Below are 19,218 nucleotides of genomic sequence, written 5' to 3'. Positions count from 1 at the left end.
GGAGTCGTTTCGGGAGTTGTTTCAGGACTTGGGGGGTTGTGCTCCCACGAGCCACATCGAGAAGAACTGCGATCCGCCGCCGTAGGCGTGTCCGAGGACCCTGCGGGCGCCGTCCACCTGGTGTTCCCCGGCCTGCCCGCGCACCTGGAGCGCCGCCTCCGCGAAGCGGATCATGCCGGAGGCGCCGATGGGGTTGGTGGACAGGACGCCGCCCGACATGTTGACGGGCAGGTCCCCGTCCAGTTCGGTCACGCCCGCCTCGGTGAGCTTCCAGCCCTCGCCCTCGCCGGCGAAGCCGAGGTTCTCCAGCCACATCGGCTCGTACCAGGAGAAGGGCACGTAGATCTCGGCGCCGTCGATCTCGCGGCGGGGGTCGGTGATCCCGGCCTGCCGGTAGACGTCGGCCGCGCAGTCCCGGCCGGCCTGCGGGGAGACGAAGTCCTTGCCGGCGAAGAGGGTCGGTTCGCTGCGCATCGCTCCGCCGAGCATCCAGGCGGGCGAGCGTGGCGCCCGGGCGGCTCCGGCGCGGTCGGTGAGGATCATGGCGCAGGCGCCGTCGGAGGAGGGGCAGGTCTCCGAGTAGCGGATCGGGTCCCACAGCATGGGCGAGGCCGTCACCTTCTCCAGCGTGATGTCGTGTTCGTGCAGGTGGGCGTAGGGGTTCTTCAGCGCGTTGCGCCGGTCCTTGTAGGCGACCAGGGCGCCGATCGACTCGGGTGCGCCGCTGCGTCGCATGTAGGCGCGTATGTGCGGGGCGAAGAATCCGCCGGCCCCGGCCAGCAGGGGCTGCTGGAAGGGGATCGGCAGGGACAGGCCCCACATGGCGTTCGACTCGGACTGTTTTTCGAAGGCGAGGGTGAGCACGGTGCCATGGACGCGGGCCGCGACGAGGTTCGCGGCGACGAGCGCGGTGGATCCGCCGACCGAGCCCGCGGTGTGCACACGGAGCATCGGTTTTCCCACGGCTCCGAGCGCGTCGGCGAGGTAGAGCTCCGGCATCATGACGCCCTCGAAGAAGTCGGGCGCCTTGCCGATCACGACGGCGTCGATGTCGGCCCAGGTCAGCTCGGCGTCGTCGAGCGCGCGTCGTGCCGCCTCCCGGACCAGCCCGGCGATCGACAGATCCCGGCGTGCCGCGACGTGCTTGGTCTGGCCGATGCCGACGACGGCCACGGGCTCCTTGCTCATCGGGGCTCCCCTTCGAGTACGGCGACCAGGTTCTGCTGCAGGCAGGGGCCGGACGTGGCGTGGGCGAGGGCGCGGTCGGACTCGCCGCGGTGGATCCGGGCGGCGGCCTCTCCGAGGCGGATGAGTCCGGCGGCCATGATCGGGTGGGCGGCGAGCGCGCCGCCGGACGGATTGACGTGTACGCCGTTGTCGAGCCGGAGGGCCTTGCGCAGGACGATCTCCTGCGAGGTGAAGGGCGCGTGCAGCTCGGCGGTGTCGACGGGCCGTTCGAAGGCGCCGGCCCGCTCGGCGGCCAGGCGGGTGGACGGCGAGTCGGTCAGGTCGCGCACGCCGAGGCCGTGGGCCTCGATGCGGTGGTCGATGCCGCGGATCCAGGCGGGGCGTGCGCACAGTTCGCGGGCCCGGTCTCCGGCCGCGAGGATCACGGCGGCGGCGCCGTCGCCGATGGGCGGGCAGTCGCCGGTGCGCAGGGGTCGTACGAGGTAGTCGCCCTGCGGCACGGGGCCCTTGAGCTGCGCGTGCGGGTTGGCGGAGGCCGCCTCCCGGTTGCGGGCGGCGACGGCCGCGAGGGCGGGCTCGTCGGTGTCGCCGGCGTCGATGAGGGCCTGCGCCTGGAGGGCGGCGAGCGCCACGGAGTCGGGCCACAGGGGTGCCACGTAGTACGGGTCGAGCTGGCGGGTCAGGACGTCGCGGACCGGGCCGGGCGAGGACTTGCCGTACGAGTAGACCAGGGCGGTGTCGGCGTCGCCGGTGAGGAGTTTGGTCCAGGCCTCGTACAGGGCCCACGCGCCGTCCATCTCGACATGGGACTCGGATATCGGCGGCCAGGCGCCGACGCCGTCGAGGGCGAGGGTGAAGGAGAAGGCGCGACCGGCGAGGTAGTCGCTGGAGCCGGAGCAGGTGAAGTCGATGTCGGCGGTCTTCAGGCCGGTCCGGTCGAGGACCTCGTGCAGCACCGGCATGAGCATCTCCACCTCGGAGTGCTCCTCGCTGGTGCGCCGGTGGGCGGTCTGGGCGAAGGCGACGACGGCGATCTCGCGGTCCCGCGGTGCGCTCGTCACAGCAGCTCCCTGTAGGTGTCGTAGTCCGCGTCGGGCTCACCCGTCGGCCGGTAGTGGTCGGGGTAGCGGGCGCCCTGGGTCCACACGGGTTCGACCCGCAGCCCCATGCGGACCTCGTCGTAGGGGATGCCGCCGATCCGGCCGTGCAGCGCGAGGCCGGCGCCGTCGAGGGCGATGTGGGCGTAGACGTACGGCACTTCGATGTCGAGGTTCTTCGCCTTGATGTTGACGATGCAGAACGTGGTCACCGTGCCGCGCGGCCCGACCTCGACCTGTTCGTCCGTGGCGACCCCGCATGTGGGGCACGCACCCCTCGGCGGGACGTAGACCTTCCGGCAGGACGGGCAGCGCTCGCCGACGGTGCGCCGGCCGCCGAGGGCGTTGATGTAGGCGGTCTGGGCGCGGCCGGGCGAGTAGACGTAGTCGAGGCGGGCGGGGGCGACGATGCCGGTGACCGGGTCCTCGAACTCGCCGGTGGCGCCGGTGACTCGCGGGGCCTCGCCGTCGTACGGCTCGAAGCAGGCGATGTCCGTGATGGCTCCGGTGCGTTCCTCGGCCCAGCGGATGCGGACGCGCATGCCCGTGTGTACGGCGTCGGGGCCCGGGGCGTCCAGGGCGTGCAGAAGGGCGGTGCCCGCCCCGTCGAGGCGGACCAGGACCCAGGCGAAGGGGGTGGTGAGGGGCTGGCCCCGGCGCGGGGCGTGGTTCCAGGCCCAGGTGGTGACCGTGCCGGTGGGGGCGACCTCGACGAGGTCGCGGATCTCCTCGGCGGTGACGGGGTCGTACTCGGCGGGCGGGACGAGAACGCGGCCGTCGCTCGCCCGCACCCCCAGGACGACGCCTTCGCGCAGGCCGGTCAGGAAGGCGCTCTGGACGGGGCCGAGGGAGCGGGTGAAGGGGAACTCGACGACGAGGGGGGCTTTGAGGACTTCGGGCATACCACGGGGCTCCTTCGGTCGGGCGCGCGGACGGCAGGGGGCTGTCAGGCGCGCTTGTAGACGGGCGGTCGCTTCTCCGCGAAGGCGCGGGCGCCCTCCTTGGCGTCGGCGGTGTCGAACACCGGCCAGCCCCGGGTGAGTTCGGCCGCGAGGCCCTCGGACTCGGCCATCTCCGCGGTCTCGTAGACGGAGGCCTTGACGGCCTCGACGGCCAGTGGGCCGCACGAGTTGATCTGCTCGGCGATCTCCATGGCCTTGGCGAGCGCGGTGCCGTCGGGGACGACGTGGCCGATCAGGCCGATGGCGGCGGCCTCGCGGGCGCTGTAGGGGCGGCCGGTGAGGAGCATCTCCAGGGCGTGGGTGCGCGGGATCTGGCGCTGCAGCCGGACCGTGGAGCCGCCGATGGGGAACAGGCCCCGCTTCACCTCGAACAGGCCGAAGGTCGCCGATTCGCCGGCGACGCGGATGTCGGTGCCCTGGAGCATCTCGGTGCCGCCCGCGACGCAGTACCCCTCGACCGCGGCGATCACCGGCTTGCGGGGGCGGTGGTGGCGCAGCATCGCCTTCCAGTGCAGGTCGGGGTCGGCTTTGAGCCGGTCGCGGTACTCCTCGCCGGCCATGCCGTTCCCGGCGAGGGCCTTGAGGTCCATGCCCGAGCAGAACGAGCCGCCCGCGCCGGTGAACACGACCGAGCGGACCGAGTCGTCCGCGTCGGCCTCGAGCCAGCCGTCGTAGAGGCCGACGAGCATCGGCAACGAGAGCGCGTTCCTGGCCTCCGGCCTGTTGAGCGTGAGCACCAGTGTGGCGCCTTGGCGCTGCACGGTGAGGTGTTCCGTCCCATCCATGGCCAACTCCCCTCTCGAAGAACGAGAACAGGTTGCAGTAGGGCGTGAGGCACTTCAAGGGTTTTCTGACAGGTAGTCAGTTTTCTTCGCGCGGACCCTTCACAGTTGGACCGCCCTTTGCTCTGATGACCGGCGAACCGTCCGATGCCAGGCACGTCCCGGGTCAGGAGGAACGGTGGAGTACAACCTTGCCGACCTGTTCGAGTCGGTCGTCGATGTCGTCCCCGGCCGTGAGGCGCTGGTGTACGCCGACCATCCCGGTACGGGCGCGGAGCGCCGTCTGACCTACGCGGAGCTGGACGCGGCGGCCAACCGCGTCGGCCACCATCTGCTCGACAGCGGGATACGGCCCGGTGAGCACCTCGGCCTCCACCTCTACAACGGGGTGGAGTACCTGCAGACGGTGCTGGGCTGCCTGAAAGCGCGGATCGTCCCGGTCAACGTCAACTACCGCTATGTCGAAGAGGAGTTGGTGTACCTCTACCGGGACGCGGATCTGGTGGCGCTGGTCTTCGACGCCGAGTTCACGGACCGGGTGGCGGCGGCGCGGCCGCGGGCGGAGAAGCTGCGGCATCTGGTCCGGGTGGGTGCGCCGGTGCCGGCAGCCGCCGAGGTGCCGTGCACGGAGTTCGCGGATGCCGAGGCCGCGGGGTCGTCGTCACGTGGCTTCCCGGCGCGTTCGGCCGACGACCAGTTCATCATCTACACCGGCGGTACGACCGGGATGCCCAAGGGTGTGATGTGGCGGCAGGAGGATCTGTTCTTCGCGGGTCTCGGCGGGGGCGCACCGACCGGTGAGCCGGTGAAGAAGCCGCAGGAGCTGGCCGAGCGCGTCGCGGCGAGTGGGACCGGGATCACCTTCTTCCCGACGGCTCCGCTGATGCACGGCACCTCCACCCTCACGGCGTTCATCGGTTTCAACTTCGGGCAGCGGGTCGTGATCCACCGCAAGTTCGTGCCCGAGGAGGTGCTGCGGGCCGTGGAGAAGGAGAGGGTCAGCAGCATCTCGCTGGTGGGCGACGCGATGCTGCGGCCGCTGATCGACGCGCTGGCTGGTCCGCTGAAGCACATCGACCGCTCGTCGCTGTTCAGTGTGTCGTCGTCCGGCGCGATCATGTCGGACACGGTGCGCCGGCAGTTCCAGGAGCTGGTGCCGAACGCCATGCTGCTGAACAACTTCGGCTCGTCGGAGTCCGGTTTCAACGGCACGGCGACCGAGGACTCCGGCCCCGAGCGGGGCTTCCGGATCCGGGTCAACGCCCGTACGCAGGTGGTGGACCCGGCCACGTACGAGCCGGTGGCTGCCGGTGAGGTGGGGCGTATCGCCCAGTGCGGACATGTGCCGCTCGGCTACTACAACGACCGCGCCAAGACCGCCGGGACCTTCTTCGAGAGGGGTGGCGAGCGGTGGGTGCTGCTCGGCGACATGGCCACCGTCGACGAGGAGGGCGTCGTCACCGTCCTCGGGCGCGGTTCGCAGTGCATCAACACCGGCGGCGAGAAGGTGTACCCGGAGGAGGTCGAGCAGGCCCTCAAGTCCCACCCGGACGTCTACGACGCGCTGGTGGCCGGGGTGCCGGATCCCCAGTGGGGCCACCATGTGGCGGCCGTGGTGCAGCTGCGTGACGGGGCGGCGCGGCCGTCGCTGGAGGACATCAGGGCGCACTGCCGTGACCGGCTCGCCGGCTACAAGATCCCGCGCCAGCTGGTGATCACGGAGTCGGTCCGGCGGTCGCCGAGCGGCAAGGCGGACTACCGGTGGGCGCGGGACGTTGCGGTGGCGGCGGACGGGTGATTCTCCGGCCTGTCGATTGAACCTAAGGTGACCTGCGGACGTACTGGTGGTGGCAGGCTCGGTTCACCGGGCTCTGTTTGCCATGCCTAGCAAGACCGCACGGAAGGACCTCCGGGTGTCGCTCTTCACTCGCTCCCGTCAGCAGCCGGACTCGACCGGGGACGGGGCGGAACCGGATGACGATGCCGGTGGGGCGAAGCCGGACGGCGGCGCGGCCGAAGCGGAAGCGGACGGTCCCGGGACTGCGGCGGATTCGGACAAGGACACCGGCGAGGCAGAACCGGACGGCGGCACCGCCACGGGGGACTCCGACAGCGGCACCGGCGTCGGCGCGGGGAATTCGGGCGGCGATACCGGTTCGGACGGCGCCGCGGCCGAAGCGGACTCGGAGAGTGGCACCGGCACGGCGGGACCGGACGAGGAGCCCGCTACGACGGACCCCGACGGCGGCACCGGCACGGCGGACTCGGACGGCGACGCCGCCGCCCCGGACACCGACGCCGGCTCCGCTGCGCGAGCAGAGGGCGATGGTGCCCACGCGCAGGAAGCCTCCCCCGAGGAGGCACCGGGCGCGGTGAGGGCCGGCTGGTTCGGATGGCGGCGGCGCTCCCCCCGTACGGCGCGGGGCGTCAGCGTCGGGACGACCGTCCTCGCCGGTGCGCTCGTGTTCTTCGCGCTCCTCGTGCCCAACCAGATGGAGAAGATCGAGTTCGCCTCGTTCGTCCGCATTCCCGCGGAGGGCGTGCTGCTCGCGGGCCTGTTGCTCGCGCTGCCGCCGCGGGCCCGGCGGATCGCGGCGGTCGTCTCGGGTGCGTTCCTCGGGCTGGTCACCATCCTGAAGTTCGTCGACATGGGCTTCTACCAGGTGCTGGCCCGGCCCTTCGACCTGGTCCTGGACTGGATACTGATCGAGAACGCGACGGACTTCCTGAGGGAGACGTTCGGCCGTACCGGCCAGGTGCTGGCCGTGGCCGGTGTGATCGTCCTGTTCGTGGCGGTTCTGGTTCTCACGACGCTGGCCATGGTGCGGCTGACGAACCTGATGGTCAGCCACCGTCCCGTCGCCGCCCGTACGACACTGATCCTCGGCACGGCGTGGATCACCGCCATGACTCTGGGCGTGCAGGTCGGCAGCGTGCCGTTCGCCACCAAGGGCAACGCCGAGTTCCTCGGCAACCGGGTCGACCAGGTGCGCGCGGGCCTGGCGGACGCGCGGGTGTTCCGGAAGCAGGCCGCCGTGGACGCCTTCGCGAAGACGCCGCCCGACCAGTTGCTCACGGGGCTGCGCGGCAAGGACGTGCTGTTCACCTTCATCGAGAGCTACGGCCGTGTCGCGATCGACGACCCGGCGATGGCGCCCCAGATCGACTCCGTGCTCAAGGAGGGCACCAGCTCGCTGAAGGCGGCCGGATTCGAGTCGCGCAGCGGCTGGCTGCAGTCGCCGGTGACGGGCGCGGGCAGCTGGCTCGCCCACTCGACGTTCCTGTCCGGGCTGTGGATCAAGAACCAGCAGCGGTACCGCAGCCTGACCACCAGCGACCGCATGACGCTGACCAACTACTTCGGCAAGACGAACGCCTGGCGGACCGTCGGCGTCGTGCCCGGGGTGCGCCGGGCCTGGCCGGAGGGCAAGTACTTCGGCCTGGACCACATCTACGACTCCGAGCACCTCGGCTATCACGGCCCGTACTTCAGCTGGACGCCCGTGCCCGACCAGTTCAGCATGGAGGCCTTCCAGCGTCTGGAGCACGGCAAGAAGGACCGTGAGCCGATCATGGCGGAGATCATCCTCGCCTCCAGCCACAACCCGTGGTCGCCCATCGCGCGGATGATCGACTGGGAGGACCTCGGCGACGGCTCGGTGTTCCACCAGATCAAGAAGGAGGGCACCAACCCCACGGAGGTCTGGAAGGACCCGGAGAAGGTGCGCACCGAGTACCGGCACGCCATCGAGTACTCCCTGCGCAGCCTCACCGAGTGGCTCGAGCGCTACGGCGACGAGGACACGGTCCTCGTGTTCCTCGGCGACCACCAGCCGGTGCCGACCGTCACCGCCGGGGACACCGGCAAGGACGTGCCGATCACCATCGTCGCCAAGGACAAGAAGGTCCTGGACCGGGTCGCCGACTGGGGCTGGACCGACGGCCTCAAGCCCGCGGAGAACGCTCCCCGGTGGGGCATGGACAAGTTCCGTGACCGCTTCATGACGGCGTACGGTCCGCAGGGCTGAGGAAGTCCTCCACGACCGCGAGGAACTCCTCGGGTCGAACCTCGTGCACGAGATGCCCGGCGTCGATGGTGACGCGCCGGGCATCGGGAAGCGGATCGGCCAAGGCGACGATCTGCTCCTGAGGGATCGGACTGGTCGGCCCGCCACCGATCAACAGCGTGGGCATGGTGATCCGCCCCATGTGGTCCCACCACACAGGCTTCGGGGCGTTGCGCTGCCGGTCGGTGGCGAGAATCATCGCCCAGTCGTACGGCAGGTCCCCGCCGGGACGTTCGGCGAGCGGGCGCGGCGGGTCCAGCGGGAAGGGCGCGGGCACGTCCTCCAGCACAAGGCGCTGCACGAGGTGCGGACTGTGCTGGGCGAGCAGGCAGGCGACGGCGCCGCCGAGCGAGTGGCCCACGATATCGGCGCGAGCGATGCCGAGGGCGGTGAGGAAGGCGTGTACGTCGTCGCGCATGGTCTCGTAGGCGTAGTCGCCGGGCCAGTCGCTGCGGCCGTGCCCGCGAAGGTCCGGGGCGTAGACCCGGCGGGGCCCGGCGGCCAGTGCGGGGGCGATCTCGGACCAGTCGGCACCGTTAGCCCCACGGGCGTGGAGGAGCAGGACGGGCGGCGCGTCCTGCGGTCCCCAGGCACGGTAGGCCAGGGTGATGCCGTTCGCCCGTACGGTACGCCGCTCTGTGTCCATGCCGGGAACGGTAGCGACGGGTGCTCAGAAGGCAGGGCCCACTCTGCCGACAGCAGAAGGAGGCCTCACTCCCCTCCGGAGAAGAAGGCGGCCACGCGGCGCACGAACCACCCCGGGTCGTCCAGCCACGGGTAGTGCCCCGCCCCCGGCTGCACGGCGAACTCGGCCCCCGGGAAGACCTCGGCGGCGTGCCGGGCAAGGCTGGGACGTGGGCCGCCATCGACCTCACCCGCCAGTACGAGCACCGGGGCGGTGAGGCCGGCGAGCGCGGTCCGGGTCACGTCCGGGTCGTAGGCGCCGTCCGCGCCGTAGACGTCCCCGGCGTCGTCGTTGGTTTCGTCCTCCTCGCGGTCGGCATGGGCCCGGGCGGCGTCGTCCCAGCGTCCGTAGAAGAACGGGAGAAACACGGGGTCGAAGTCCCCGGTACCGGCCAGCCATGCCTCGAACGCCGGGAAAGCGTCCGTGAACCAGGGCTCCGGCTCGCGCAGCCGGGCCGCCGCCAGCCGGTCCTCGGCCGTCGCCGGCAGGCCCAGTGCCCAGGGGGTGGCGGTGACCAGGGCCAGCCGTCCCAGCCGGTCCGGACAGCGGGCCGCGTAGAGCATGGCGAGGCTCCCGCCCGCCGAGTGCGCCAGCACGTCCATCCGCTCCAGGCCCAGGTGGCGCCGCAACGCCTCGACGTCGTCCACGAGGCGGTCGCAGCGGTACGTCGCGGGATCCGCCGGGATCTCGGACCGGCCCGTGCCGCGCAGGTCGAGGAGGACCAACTGCCGGTGGGCATCGAGGCCGCCCAGGTTCCCGAGGTACGCGGAGGCCCGCATGGGGCCGCCGGGCAGCACGACGAGCGGCTCGCCCTCGCCGCGGATGTGGCAGGCGAGTCGGGTCCCGTCCGGGGCGCTGAAGATCAGCATGCGGTCGATCCTCAGTCTCGATGCCACTGGGGCGCAACCGGGTTCTGCCGGGGCTACGACGTCACCCGTCTGATGCCGCGGGTCCCGGCCCGCCTCCGAGGTCTTTCCTCAGCTCCCGCTTGAGGATCTTCCCGCTGGCGTTGCGCGGGAGTCCGTCCACGAACACCACGCGCTTCGGGGCCTTGAAGGGGGTGAGCTTCTCGCGGACGTGGTCGATCAGTTCCGCCTCCGTGACCTCGCCGCGCGGGACGACGACGGCCGTGACGGCCTCGATCCAGCGTTCGTCGGGGAGGCCGACGACCGCGGCCTCGGCGACCTGGGGGTGGGTGTACAGGGCGTCCTCGACCTGGCGTGAAGCGACCAGGACGCCGCCGGAGTTGATGACGTCCTTCACCCGGTCGACGATCGTGAAGTAGCCGTGCGCGTCGCGGACCGCGAGGTCGCCGGAGCGGAACCAGCCGTCGCGGAAGGCCTCCGCGGTCTCCTCGGGCTTGTCCCAGTAGCCCTCGCACAGTTGCGGGGAGCGGTAGACGATCTCGCCGGGGGTGCCGTCGGGTACGGCCTCGCCGTCCTCGTCGACCACGCGGGCCTCGACGAACAGCACGGGACGGCCGCAGGAGTCCATGCGGCCCTTGTGCTCCTCGGGGGCGAGGACCGTGGCGAGGGGGCCGATCTCGCTCTGGCCGAAGCAGTTGAAGAAGGCGAGCCTCGGGAGGCGTTCCTTCAGCCGTTCCAGTACGGGGAGCGGCATGATGGACGCCCCGTAGTAGGCCTTGCGCAGGCCGCTCAGGTCGCGGGTGGCGAAGTCGGGGCGGTTGGACAGGGCGATCCAGACGGTGGGCGGGGCGAACAGGCTGTCCACGCGGCCCGCTTCGACCAGGTCGAGGAGCCGGTCGCCGTCGGGTGCGTCGAGGACGATGTTCGTCGCGCCGACCGCGAGGTAGGGCAGCAGGAAGACGTGCATCTGCGCCGAGTGGTACAGGGGCAGCGAGTGCGCGGGGCGGTCCCCCGCACTGAGATCGAGGGCCGAGATGGCGCTCAGGTACTCGTGCACCAGGGCCCGGTGCGTCATCATCGCGCCCTTGGGCTGGGCGGTGGTCCCGGAGGTGTACAGCAGTTGCACCAGGTCCTCGGCGCGCGGCTCGGGGCCGTCGTACACGGGTGCCTCGGCGAGCCGCGCGAGCAGCGAGTCGCCGGCGTCGCGCAGGGGCGATGTGCGTACGCCGTCGGGGAGCCGGCCGGCGAGGTCCGGGTCGGCGAGGACCAGGGAGCTGCCGGACTGGCCGACGATGTACGCGAGATCGTCGCCGGTGAGGTTCTGGTTGACGGGTACGTGCACCAGGCCCGCTCGGGCGCAGGCCAGGAAGGCGATCAGATAGGCGTCGGAGTTGTGGCCGTAGGCTCCGACCCGGTCCCCGGGGGACAGGCCCTGGTCGAGGAGGACACTCGCCGCGCGGGAGACGGCGGTGTCGAGTTCGTCGTAGGTCCAGGTGCGCTCGCCGTACTCCACCGCGACGCGCGCCGGTGTGCGGCGGGCGCTGCGTCGTAGGACTCCGTCGACCGTGCTGCCGTGTCCGGGCGTCGTCATGAAAGTCGATCCTGGGTCGGCGTCCGGGGGAGGTCAAGTCGCCTCGCGTGGTCCAGGACGGGGCAGCCTCGGGAGTCGAGGCGCGGCGACGGACTCAACCTCAGCGCTGGCCAGTTCTCCGGTGAGAAGTGGGTGACGTCGTGCTTCCGCGAGAAGGACATCCTGTCCTCGCCGAAGCTGAGGGTCGTCCGGGTGCACGAGTGGCGCTGACCGTGCCGGTGAGGTGCCGCTCCCGGTGGAGCGGCACCCCGTTCACCCCGCCCGGCGGCCGTACATCAGCCGGCGCAGCACCGTTTCGGCGGGGCCCCGGCGGCCGGCGCGTTCCAGGGCGTACGCTCCGGCCACCGTGACCAGCCAGACGGCGAACGCGAAGAGCGCCATGGTGGCGCTGCCCAGATGCTCGCCGAGGCCGAGTCCCCAGGCGGCCAGCACCGGGGCGAAGAGCAGCGAGTGGGCGAGGTAGCAGGACAGGGACCGTTTGCCGACGGACGTCACCGCGGCCACCGCTGTCGCTCCGCGCCGGGGCCCACGAGTGGTCCACCAGTGCGCGAAGAGGGCGACGGCCGCGACATAGCCGAGGCCCGCGGCGTTGCCGGTGATGTCGCGGAGCACCGTGAGCGCTCCGGACTCGCTCTGCATGTCGTCCGGCACGCGCAGGACGCCGATGTGGGCGAGTGCGGCGGGCAGTGCGCCGAGCCAGCCGGCCGCGATGCCGAGCACCGCCGTCAGGCGCAGCAGCGTGCGGTGGCGACCCGGTTCCTCCAGGATGCGGCGGCGCGCGGTCCAGAAGCCGAGCAGGAAGAGGATGTATCCGCCGCCGACGAGGGTCAGCGGGGCGGCGACGAAGGTGACGAACAGGCCGGTCCGGAGTCGGGTGCCCGCCGCGGTGAGCCAGTTCGCCTCCTGCGATGCGTACGCCTTGAAGCCCGGGTCGGCCCCGGCGTCACCGAAGGTGCCCAGCTCGCCCCGGAACAGAGCCGAGAGGGCGGGCCCGGCCGAGACGAGCACGATCAGGGCGACCCCGAGCCAGATCCACCACTTCAGGGTGCGTTCGCCGCGCCGCAGAAAGGCCAGGCCGAGGACGAGGCTCAGGACTCCGTAGAAGCCGATGATGTCCCCCGCCATCAGCAGGACGGCGTGCGTCAGGCCGATGACGATCAGCCAGAGGCTGCGCCTGCGCAGGATTCTCGCGGCGTCGCGCGGGTCGGTGCCGGCGGCGGTCTGACGGAGGTAGAGCTGCGTCATGCCGTAGCCGAAGAGGAAGGCGAAGAGCGGGTAGACCCGCAGGTCGAGCACGATGATCATGGTGAACTGCACGGCGTGGTCGAGCCACGAGCCGTCCACGGGCTGCCATCCGGAGGGCCCGCGCCGGGCCGCCCAGAGGTGGAAGGCGGTGTTGGACAGCACGATGCCCAGCAGCATGATCCCGCGTGCGAGATCGGGGGCGAGTGCCCGCTCGCCGGGCCGTACGGCACCGCGCCGCAGCGGGCCCTCTTCGGTCGCGATCGTCATGTCGTCAAGCTAGGAAAACGGGACCCGTTGGGACATCGGCCGGAGGGCGAGCGGGCGCCGACCAAAGGATGACGCCCGCGCCCGTCCGCGCGACCAAAGCCGCACCGCCGTCTACACCGGTCGGTTCCGGCCCTCCCAGTACGGCTCCCGCAGCCGCCGCTTGTACAGCTTGCCGTTGGGGTCGCGGGGCATCTCGGTGATGAAGTCGACGCTCCTGGGCCGCTTGTACCCGGCGAGCCGGTGGGTGCAGTGGTCGAGGAGGTCGGCCGCGAGTGCGGGTCCTGGCCGGTGTCCGGGGGCCGGTTCGACGACCGCCTTGACCTCCTCGCCCCAGTCGTCGTGCGGGATGCCGAAGACGGCGGCGTCCGCGACGGCGGGGTGGGCGAGCAGGGCCGACTCGATCTCGGCCGGGTAGATGTTGACGCCGCCGGAGATGATCAGGTCGATCTTGCGGTCACGCAGGAAGAGGTAGCCGTCCTCGTCGAGGTGGCCGAGGTCGCCGACGGTGAAGAAGTCGCCGATGCGGTTCTTGCGGGTCTTGGCCTCGTCCTTGTGGTACGAGAAACCACCGGTGTTCATCTTCATGTAGACGGTGCCGAGTTCGCCGGGCGGCAGCGGGTTGCCGTCGTCGTCGAAGATCGCGAGTTCGCTGATGGGCCAGGCCTTGCCGACGGTGCCGGGCTTCTTCAGCCAGTCCTCGGCGGTGGCGAAGGCGCCGCCGCCCTCGCTGGCCGCGTAGTACTCCTCCACGCAGGGGCCCCACCAGTCGAGCATGGCCCGTTTCACGTGGTCGGGGCAGGGCGCGGCGCCGTGGATGGCGTGCCGCATGGAGGAGACGTCGTGGCGGTCCTTCTCCTCGTCGGGCAGGGCCAGCAGGCGGTGGAACTGGGTGGGGACCATATGGGTGTGGGTGCAGCGGTGGCGGTCGATGAGGCGGAGCATCTCCCGGGGCGTCCACTTGTCCATCAGGACCAGCCGGTGGCCGATGTGCAGGGACGCGCCGGCGAACTGCAGGACGGCCGTGTGGTAGAGCGGCGAGCACACCAGATGCACGTTGTCGTCGAACGGCCGGATGCCGAAGATGCCGAGGAAACCTCCGAGGTACGCCTCCTCCGGCGGCTTGCCCGGCAGGGGGCGGCGGATGCCGCGGGGGCGGCCGGTGGTGCCCGAGGTGTAGTTCATGACCCAGCCGAGGGTGCGGTCGGCGGGCGGCGACTCGGGCTGTGCGGCGAGGAGTTCGGCGTAGGGCCGGAAGCCCTCGACCGTGCCCACGGCGTACCGGTGGGTGGCCGGAAGGCCGGCCTCGTCGGCGGCGTGGCGTGCCGCGTCGGCGAAGCGCTCGTGGGCGAGGAGGACCCGGGCGCCGGAGTCGGAGACGATCCACGCGATCTCCGGTCCGACCAGGTGGTGGTTGACCGGGACGAGGTAGAACCCGGCCTGGCTGGCGGCCAGATAGGCGGTCAGGAACTCGACGCTGTTGGGCAGGACCACGGCGAAGGTGTCGCCCCGTTCGAGTCCGGCGGCGCGCAGGCCGTGCACGAGCCGGTTGGCGGCGGCGTGCAGGCGTCCGGCGGTCCACTCCTCGCCGTCGGGCGCGACGAGCACGGTGCGGCCGGGGTCCTGTGTGGCCTGGGCCCAGAAGCCCACTGCGGGTGTGCTCACGACTGGCCGCTCCTTCCGGCGATGCGGTTGATGCGGTCCACGGCATGTTCGAAGCCGCGGGTGAGGTCGTCGAAGACGGCTTGGACGCTGCGTTCGCTGTTCATCCGGCCGACGATCTGCCCGACCGGGGTGCCGAGCAGCGGTTCGACCTCGTGCTTCTGGATGCGTGAGACGGCCTCGGCGACGAGCAGGCCCTGCAGCGGCATGGGCAGGGTGCCGGGCCCGGCCGGGTCGTCCCAGGCGTCGGTCCACTCCGTGCGCAGCTGGCGTGCGGGTTTGCCGGTCAGGGCGCGGGAGCGGACGGTGTCGCCGGAGCCGGCCGCGAGCAGTTTACGGGTCAGGGCGGGCGAGTGGAGGTCCGCTTCTGTGGTGGTCAGCCACATGGAGCCCAACCACACCCCCTGAGCCCCGAGGCTGAAGGCGGCGGCCACCTGCTGTCCGCTGCCGATGCCGCCGGCGGCCAGCACGGGCAGCGGGGCGACGGCGTCGACGACCTCGGGGGTGAGCACCATGGAGGCGATCTCGCCGGTGTGGCCGCCGGCCTCGTAGCCCTGCGCCACGACGATGTCGATCCCGGCGTCCTTGTGCTTGCGGGCGTGCCGGGCGCTGCCCGCGAGGGCGGCGACGAGCACGTCCTGGTCGTGGGCGCGTGCGATGACATCGGCGGGCGGGGAGCCGAGGGCGTTGGCGAGAAGCCTGATCGGGTAGTCGAAGGCGACGTCGAGCTGACTGCGGGCGACCTGCTCCATCCAGCCGGTGATACGCCATCCGGACGCCTCGCCCTCGGCGAGTTCGGGAACGCCGTGCTTGGCGAGGGTGTCCAGGACGAACTGCCGGTGCCCCTCGGGGATCATCGCCTCGACATCGGCTTCGGTCACGCCCTCGACCTTCTTCGCCGGCATCACGACGTCCAGGCCGTACGGGCGGCCGTCCACGTGCGCCTCGATCCAGTCCAGGTCGCGTTTGAGCTCGTCGGGAGCGGTGTAGCGGACCGCGCCGAGCACGCCGAAGCCGCCGGCCCGGCTGATGGCCGCGGCGACGGCGGGGAACGGCGTGAAGCCGAAGACGGCGTGCTCGACTCCCAGTTTCTGGCTCAGCTCCGTCTGCATGGGCGCAGGATGCCGGAGTCCTCCGGAGGACGGAAGGGCTTTTCTGATACACCGTCAGATTCTCGGTCAGATTCATGGAGGCGTGCGGCGGACATACTTTCGGGGACATGCGAGACGGTTGAGGCGAAGGGGCGTGCGGTGACCGAGGGAGCGGCAGACAGAGCGGAGAGTGCTGAACCGACCCGGCGGCAACTGGGCAGACGGGCCCTGGCCTTGGGCGGTGTGCTCGCCCTCGCCTCCTTGCCCGCCGGGCCCGCCGCGGCCGCCCCGGCGACACGTCACCACCCCACCCTGCGGCACGGCTCGGCGGCACGCGCCGGACTGCTCTCCTCACACCTTCGCCGGCTCGTCACCGACGCCGAGGCGTTCCTCGACCCCTCCCCCGCGCACCCCTGGTACGCGGGCGCCGTCCTGCTCGCCGGGCGCGGCGGCACCGTCGCCCTGCACCGGCCTCTCGGCATGGCGGTGCGCTACCGGGCCTACGACGAGAAGACCGACACCGGTGTGGAGTTCCCGCCGGACGAGCAGATCCCCATGGCCGAGGACACCGTCTTCGACCTGGCGTCGGTGTCGAAGCTGTTCACCTCGATCCTCGCCGTGCAGCAGATCGAGCGGGGCACGCTGGAGCTGGAGGCGAAGGTCGCCTCGTACCTGCCGGACTTCGCACGCGCGGGCAAGCAGGACATCACGATCCGTCAGCTCCTCACGCACACCTCGGGTTTCCGCGCCTGGATCCCGCTCTACAGCGCGCCGACGTACGAGGAGAAGCTCCAGCTCATCTGGAACGAGAAACCGGTGAGCGCGCCGGGAACGGCGTATCTCTACTCGGACCTGAACCTGGTCTCGCTCCAGCTCGTGCTGGAAGGGATCACGGGCCGCTCTTTGGACACCCTCCTGCGGGACGAGATCACCGCGCCGCTCGGCATGCGCCGCACCCGCTACAACCCGCCCGCCTCATGGCGGCCGAGGATCGCTGCCACGGAGGACGCGCGCCCTCCGTGGTCCGGTCTGGACCGGGGCCTGGTGTGGGGCGAGGTGCACGACGAGAACGCCTTCAGCCTGGGCGGGGTCGCGGGGCACGCGGGTGTGTTCTCCGACGCGTGGGACCTCGCGATTCTCGGCCGTACGCTGCTCAACGGCGGTGTCTACGGGCGGGCGCGGATCCTGACGCCGGAGTCGGTGGAGCTGATGTTCACCGACTTCAACACCGCTTTCCCCGGCGACGAGCACGGCCTCGGCTTCGAGCTCTACCAGCACTGGTACATGGGCGCGATGGCCACGCCGCGCACCGCCGGGCACACCGGCTTCACGGGCACCTCGCTGGTGCTCGACCCGACGACCGACTCCTTCCTCGTCGTGCTCGGCAACTCCGTTCATCCGGTGCGCAGTTGGCGTTCCGGGTCCGCTCCACGGGTCGCCGCCGCGAACAACCTGGCACGGGCCGTGCCGGTCCGGCCGGCGCGGGGACGCATGTCCTGGTTCTCCGGGATGGCGGTATCCACGACGGCGACGCTCGCTCTCCCCGCCCTCGACACGTCCGCCGGCGGGGCACGGCTGCGCTGCGCGCTGTGGTGGGACACCGAGCCGAAGGCCGACGTCCTGGTCCTGGAGGCCACGACCGACGGCGGCACGACCTGGCAGCCGGTGCCCTTCACGACGTCCCGCCGGGGCGAGGACCCCCGGCAGCATCCGTCGGGCTCGGTCACCGGCTGGTCCGGCCGCGTCTGGCACCGGCTCACCGCCGACGTCCCCACCGCACGCGGGTTGGCCCTGCGCTGGCGGTACGCGACGGACCGGCTCTACGTCGGGCGCGGGTGCTACGTGGACGGGCTGCGGGTCGAGGCGGCGGGCGGCGTCCTGTTCGACGAGTCACGCCCGGCGGACGCGTCGCGCCTTCAGGCGGTGGGGTGGACGCCGTCGGCGGACTGAGGCATCACCGGGGTTCCTGCTCCAGTACCGCCATCGCAGCGTTGTGCCCGGGCACCCCGCTCACTCCGCCGCCGCGCACCGCTCCGGCACCGCACAGCAGCACGTTCGCGTGGCCGGTCTCCACACCCCAGCGGCCGGTGCCGTCCTGGGCGTAGGGCCAGCTGAGCTCGCGGTGGAAGATGTTGCCGCCGGGCAGGCCGAGGTCGCGCTCCAGGTCGAGCGGGGTCCTGGCCTCGATGCAGGGCCGCCCGTCCGCGTCGGTGGCCAGACAGTCGGCGAGCGGCTCGGCCAGGTGTGCGTCGAGCTGGGCGAGGGTCGACTTCAGCAGCTCCTCGCGTGCGGCGTCGTTGTCACGCTCGAACAGGCGGGCCGGGGTGTGCAGCCCGAAGAGGGTGAGCGTCTGGTAGCCCTGCTCGGCCAGGTCGGGCCCGAGGATGGTCGGGTCGGTGAGCGAGTGGCAGTAGATCTCGGAGGGCGGCGCGGCGGGCAGGTCACCGGCGGCGGCCTGGGCGTGGGCGGTGGCCAGTTGGCCGTAGCCCTCGGCGATGTGGAAGGTGCCGGCGAACGCCTCGCGCGGGTCGACGGCGCTGTCCCGCAGCGTCGGCAGCCGCTTGAGCAGCATGTTCACCTTCAGCTGGGCGCCCTCGGCGGGAGCCGGGGGTGTGTCGCCGGTCAGTTTCGCCAGGGCCTGCGGGGAGGCGTTCACCAGGACGTGCCGGGCGGCGACGGTGCCCTCGGTATCGGCCGTACGGTAGGTGACCTCGGCCGTACGGCCGTCCGTGGCGATGCGCAGCGCCTCGTGGCCGGTGGCGATGACTGCGCCGGCGGCGCGTGCCGCATCGGCCAGTGCGTCGGTGAGGGCGCCCATGCCGCCGACCGGCACGTCCCAGTCGCCGGTGCCGCCGCCGATCACGTGGTAGAGGAAGCAGCGGTTCTGCTTCAGCGAGGGGTCGTGGGCGTCGGCGAACGTGCCGATGAGCGCGTCGGTGAGGACCACGCCGCGCACCAGGTCGTCCGCGAAGCACTCTTCGACGGCGACACCGATCGGCTCCTCGAACAGCGTCCGCCAGGCCTGCTCGTCGTCGAGGCGGGCGCGGAGTTCCTCCCGTGTGGGCAGCGGCTCGGTGAGGGTCGGGAAGACCCGCTCGGCGACGCGGCCGGTCATGCCGTAGAACTCCTGCCAGGCCCCGTACTCGCGGTCCGAGCCGGTGAGCCGGGCGAAGGCCTCCCTGGTCCGCCGTTCGCCGCCGCCGACGAGGAGCCCGGTGGGCCGGCCGTCACGCTCGGCGGGTGTGTAGGAGGAGACGGTGCGGGTCCGGACGCGGAAGTCCAGGCCGAGGTCCCGGACGATCTTCTTCGGCAGCAGGCTGACCAGATACGAGTAGCGGGACAGCCGGGCGTCGACCCCGGCGAACGGCCGGGTGGACACCGCCGCGCCCCCGGTGTGGTCCAGCTGCTCCAGAACCAGCACGGAGCGGCCGGCCCGGGCCAGGTAGGCGGCGGCGACCAGGCCGTTGTGGCCACCACCGACGATGACGACGTCGTACGTCCGGTGTGCGCGGGGTCCCTCGGGTGCGGTCATGGTTCTTCGTAACACGGGGTGATCCGGGTCGGCCAGATGACGGCGGCCGGGCCCTTCGGTTCGATCCGCGCGGCGGGCTCATCGGCCGTCGGCATCCGGGGCCTGTACCGAAAGTGGCTGGTTGCGCCTCTGTGGCCTGTGTTTCCATGCCGGAGTGGACATCGAGAACTCCGGGGTGCCTGATGA

General features: G+C 71.6%; 14 protein-coding genes. 3 read left to right on the top strand and 11 right to left on the bottom strand.

The genetic code is table 11. The features are described 5' to 3' along the window. Positions 1 to 21: 21 nt before the first annotated feature. From ACZ58V_RS39250 to ACZ58V_RS39235, 4 genes are read right to left on the bottom strand one after another with little or no spacing between them, the layout of a single operon-like run. Entirely contained in the window at positions 22 to 1,188 is a 1,167-nt protein-coding gene (locus ACZ58V_RS39250; RefSeq protein ID WP_468189344.1) for a thiolase domain-containing protein, read from the bottom strand. Further along, positions 1,185 to 2,249, bottom strand: coding sequence for a thiolase domain-containing protein (locus ACZ58V_RS39245; protein ID WP_468189342.1), 1,065 nt, complete (start codon positions 2,247 to 2,249; stop codon positions 1,185 to 1,187). The genes ACZ58V_RS39250 and ACZ58V_RS39245 overlap by 4 nt, the downstream gene beginning before the upstream one ends. Beyond that, a complete protein-coding gene (locus ACZ58V_RS39240) occupies positions 2,246 to 3,187 on the bottom strand; it encodes a Zn-ribbon domain-containing OB-fold protein (protein WP_468189340.1) in 942 nt (313 codons plus the stop codon). Before ACZ58V_RS39240 ends, ACZ58V_RS39245 begins: the two co-directional genes overlap by 4 nt. Before the next feature lie 44 nt (positions 3,188 to 3,231). Then, on the bottom strand, positions 3,232 to 4,032 hold the full coding sequence (locus ACZ58V_RS39235) for a crotonase/enoyl-CoA hydratase family protein (protein ID WP_471296054.1): 801 nt from the start codon (positions 4,030 to 4,032) through the stop codon (positions 3,232 to 3,234). A gap of 175 nt (positions 4,033 to 4,207) precedes the next feature. Between ACZ58V_RS39235 and ACZ58V_RS39230 the strand changes: the two genes are divergently transcribed. Together ACZ58V_RS39230 and ACZ58V_RS39225 are read left to right on the top strand one after the other, a co-directional pair. Then, positions 4,208 to 5,827, top strand: coding sequence for an acyl-CoA synthetase (locus tag ACZ58V_RS39230; protein WP_468189336.1), 1,620 nt, complete (start codon positions 4,208 to 4,210; stop codon positions 5,825 to 5,827). A 115-nt stretch (positions 5,828 to 5,942) separates the two neighbouring features. Then, positions 5,943 to 8,057, top strand: coding sequence for an alkaline phosphatase family protein (locus ACZ58V_RS39225; protein ID WP_468189334.1), 2,115 nt, complete (start codon positions 5,943 to 5,945; stop codon positions 8,055 to 8,057). On the opposite strand, the gene ACZ58V_RS39220 is transcribed toward ACZ58V_RS39225, so the two are convergent. The 6 genes from ACZ58V_RS39220 to ACZ58V_RS39195 all read right to left on the bottom strand — a co-directional run bounded on the left by ACZ58V_RS39220 (position 8,029) and on the right by ACZ58V_RS39195 (position 15,521). After that, complete coding sequence (locus ACZ58V_RS39220) at positions 8,029 to 8,742, bottom strand: alpha/beta fold hydrolase (protein WP_468189332.1); 714 nt, start codon at positions 8,740 to 8,742, stop codon at positions 8,029 to 8,031. The genes ACZ58V_RS39225 and ACZ58V_RS39220 overlap by 29 nt on opposite strands. A 65-nt stretch (positions 8,743 to 8,807) precedes the next feature. Continuing rightward, positions 8,808 to 9,650, bottom strand: a complete 843-nt coding sequence (locus tag ACZ58V_RS39215) for an alpha/beta fold hydrolase (protein WP_471296052.1) — start codon at positions 9,648 to 9,650, stop codon at positions 8,808 to 8,810. Between the two features lie 61 nt (positions 9,651 to 9,711). Then, a complete protein-coding gene (locus tag ACZ58V_RS39210; RefSeq protein WP_468189328.1) occupies positions 9,712 to 11,238 on the bottom strand; it encodes an acyl-CoA synthetase in 1,527 nt (508 codons plus the stop codon). 252 nt (positions 11,239 to 11,490) lie between these two features. Beyond that, positions 11,491 to 12,750 carry a DUF418 domain-containing protein gene (locus ACZ58V_RS39205; protein WP_468189326.1) on the bottom strand — a complete coding sequence of 420 codons (1,260 nt, stop codon included), beginning with the start codon at positions 12,748 to 12,750 and terminating at the stop codon, positions 11,491 to 11,493. 111 nt (positions 12,751 to 12,861) lie between these two features. Further along, on the bottom strand, positions 12,862 to 14,412 hold the full coding sequence (locus tag ACZ58V_RS39200; protein ID WP_468189324.1) for an acyl-CoA synthetase: 1,551 nt from the start codon (positions 14,410 to 14,412) through the stop codon (positions 12,862 to 12,864). Then, positions 14,409 to 15,521 (bottom strand): NAD(P)H-dependent flavin oxidoreductase, encoded by a 1,113-nt coding sequence (locus tag ACZ58V_RS39195; protein ID WP_471296049.1) that lies wholly within the window; start codon positions 15,519 to 15,521, stop codon positions 14,409 to 14,411. The genes ACZ58V_RS39200 and ACZ58V_RS39195 overlap by 4 nt, the downstream gene beginning before the upstream one ends. Positions 15,522 to 15,659: 138 nt before the next feature. Here ACZ58V_RS39195 and ACZ58V_RS39190 point away from each other — a divergent pair, with 138 nt between their 5' ends. Continuing rightward, the gene (locus tag ACZ58V_RS39190) at positions 15,660 to 17,450 is read left to right on the top strand and encodes a serine hydrolase domain-containing protein (RefSeq protein WP_471296046.1); all 1,791 of its coding nucleotides are present in this window, start codon (positions 15,660 to 15,662) and stop codon (positions 17,448 to 17,450) included. 4 nt (positions 17,451 to 17,454) lie between these two features. Here ACZ58V_RS39190 and ACZ58V_RS39185 read toward each other — a convergent pair whose 3' ends face one another. Next, positions 17,455 to 19,032, bottom strand: a complete 1,578-nt coding sequence (locus tag ACZ58V_RS39185; RefSeq protein WP_471296044.1) for a phytoene desaturase family protein — start codon at positions 19,030 to 19,032, stop codon at positions 17,455 to 17,457. Between the last annotated feature and the right edge of the window lie 186 nt (positions 19,033 to 19,218).

It is taken from the genome of Streptomyces sp. NPDC040589, from assembly GCF_055594445.1.
Note: the sequence above shows the minus strand (reverse complement) of the source record. Positions and strands in the feature narration are given on the sequence as shown.

Coding starts and splice junctions, on each gene's coding strand:
- ACZ58V_RS39250 (WP_468189344.1), bottom strand. CDS start 1,188: ATGAGCAAGGAGCCCGTGGCCGTCGTCGGCATCGGCCAGACCAAGCAC.
- ACZ58V_RS39240 (WP_468189340.1), bottom strand. CDS start 3,187: ATGCCCGAAGTCCTCAAAGCCCCCCTCGTCGTCGAGTTCCCCTTCACC.
- ACZ58V_RS39235 (WP_471296054.1), bottom strand. CDS start 4,032: ATGGATGGGACGGAACACCTCACCGTGCAGCGCCAAGGCGCCACACTG.
- ACZ58V_RS39220 (WP_468189332.1), bottom strand. CDS start 8,742: ATGGACACAGAGCGGCGTACCGTACGGGCGAACGGCATCACCCTGGCC.
- ACZ58V_RS39215 (WP_471296052.1), bottom strand. CDS start 9,650: ATGCTGATCTTCAGCGCCCCGGACGGGACCCGACTCGCCTGCCACATC.
- ACZ58V_RS39210 (WP_468189328.1), bottom strand. CDS start 11,238: ATGACGACGCCCGGACACGGCAGCACGGTCGACGGAGTCCTACGACGC.
- ACZ58V_RS39205 (WP_468189326.1), bottom strand. CDS start 12,750: ATGACGATCGCGACCGAAGAGGGCCCGCTGCGGCGCGGTGCCGTACGG.
- ACZ58V_RS39195 (WP_471296049.1), bottom strand. CDS start 15,521: ATGCAGACGGAGCTGAGCCAGAAACTGGGAGTCGAGCACGCCGTCTTC.
- ACZ58V_RS39185 (WP_471296044.1), bottom strand. CDS start 19,032: ATGACCGCACCCGAGGGACCCCGCGCACACCGGACGTACGACGTCGTC.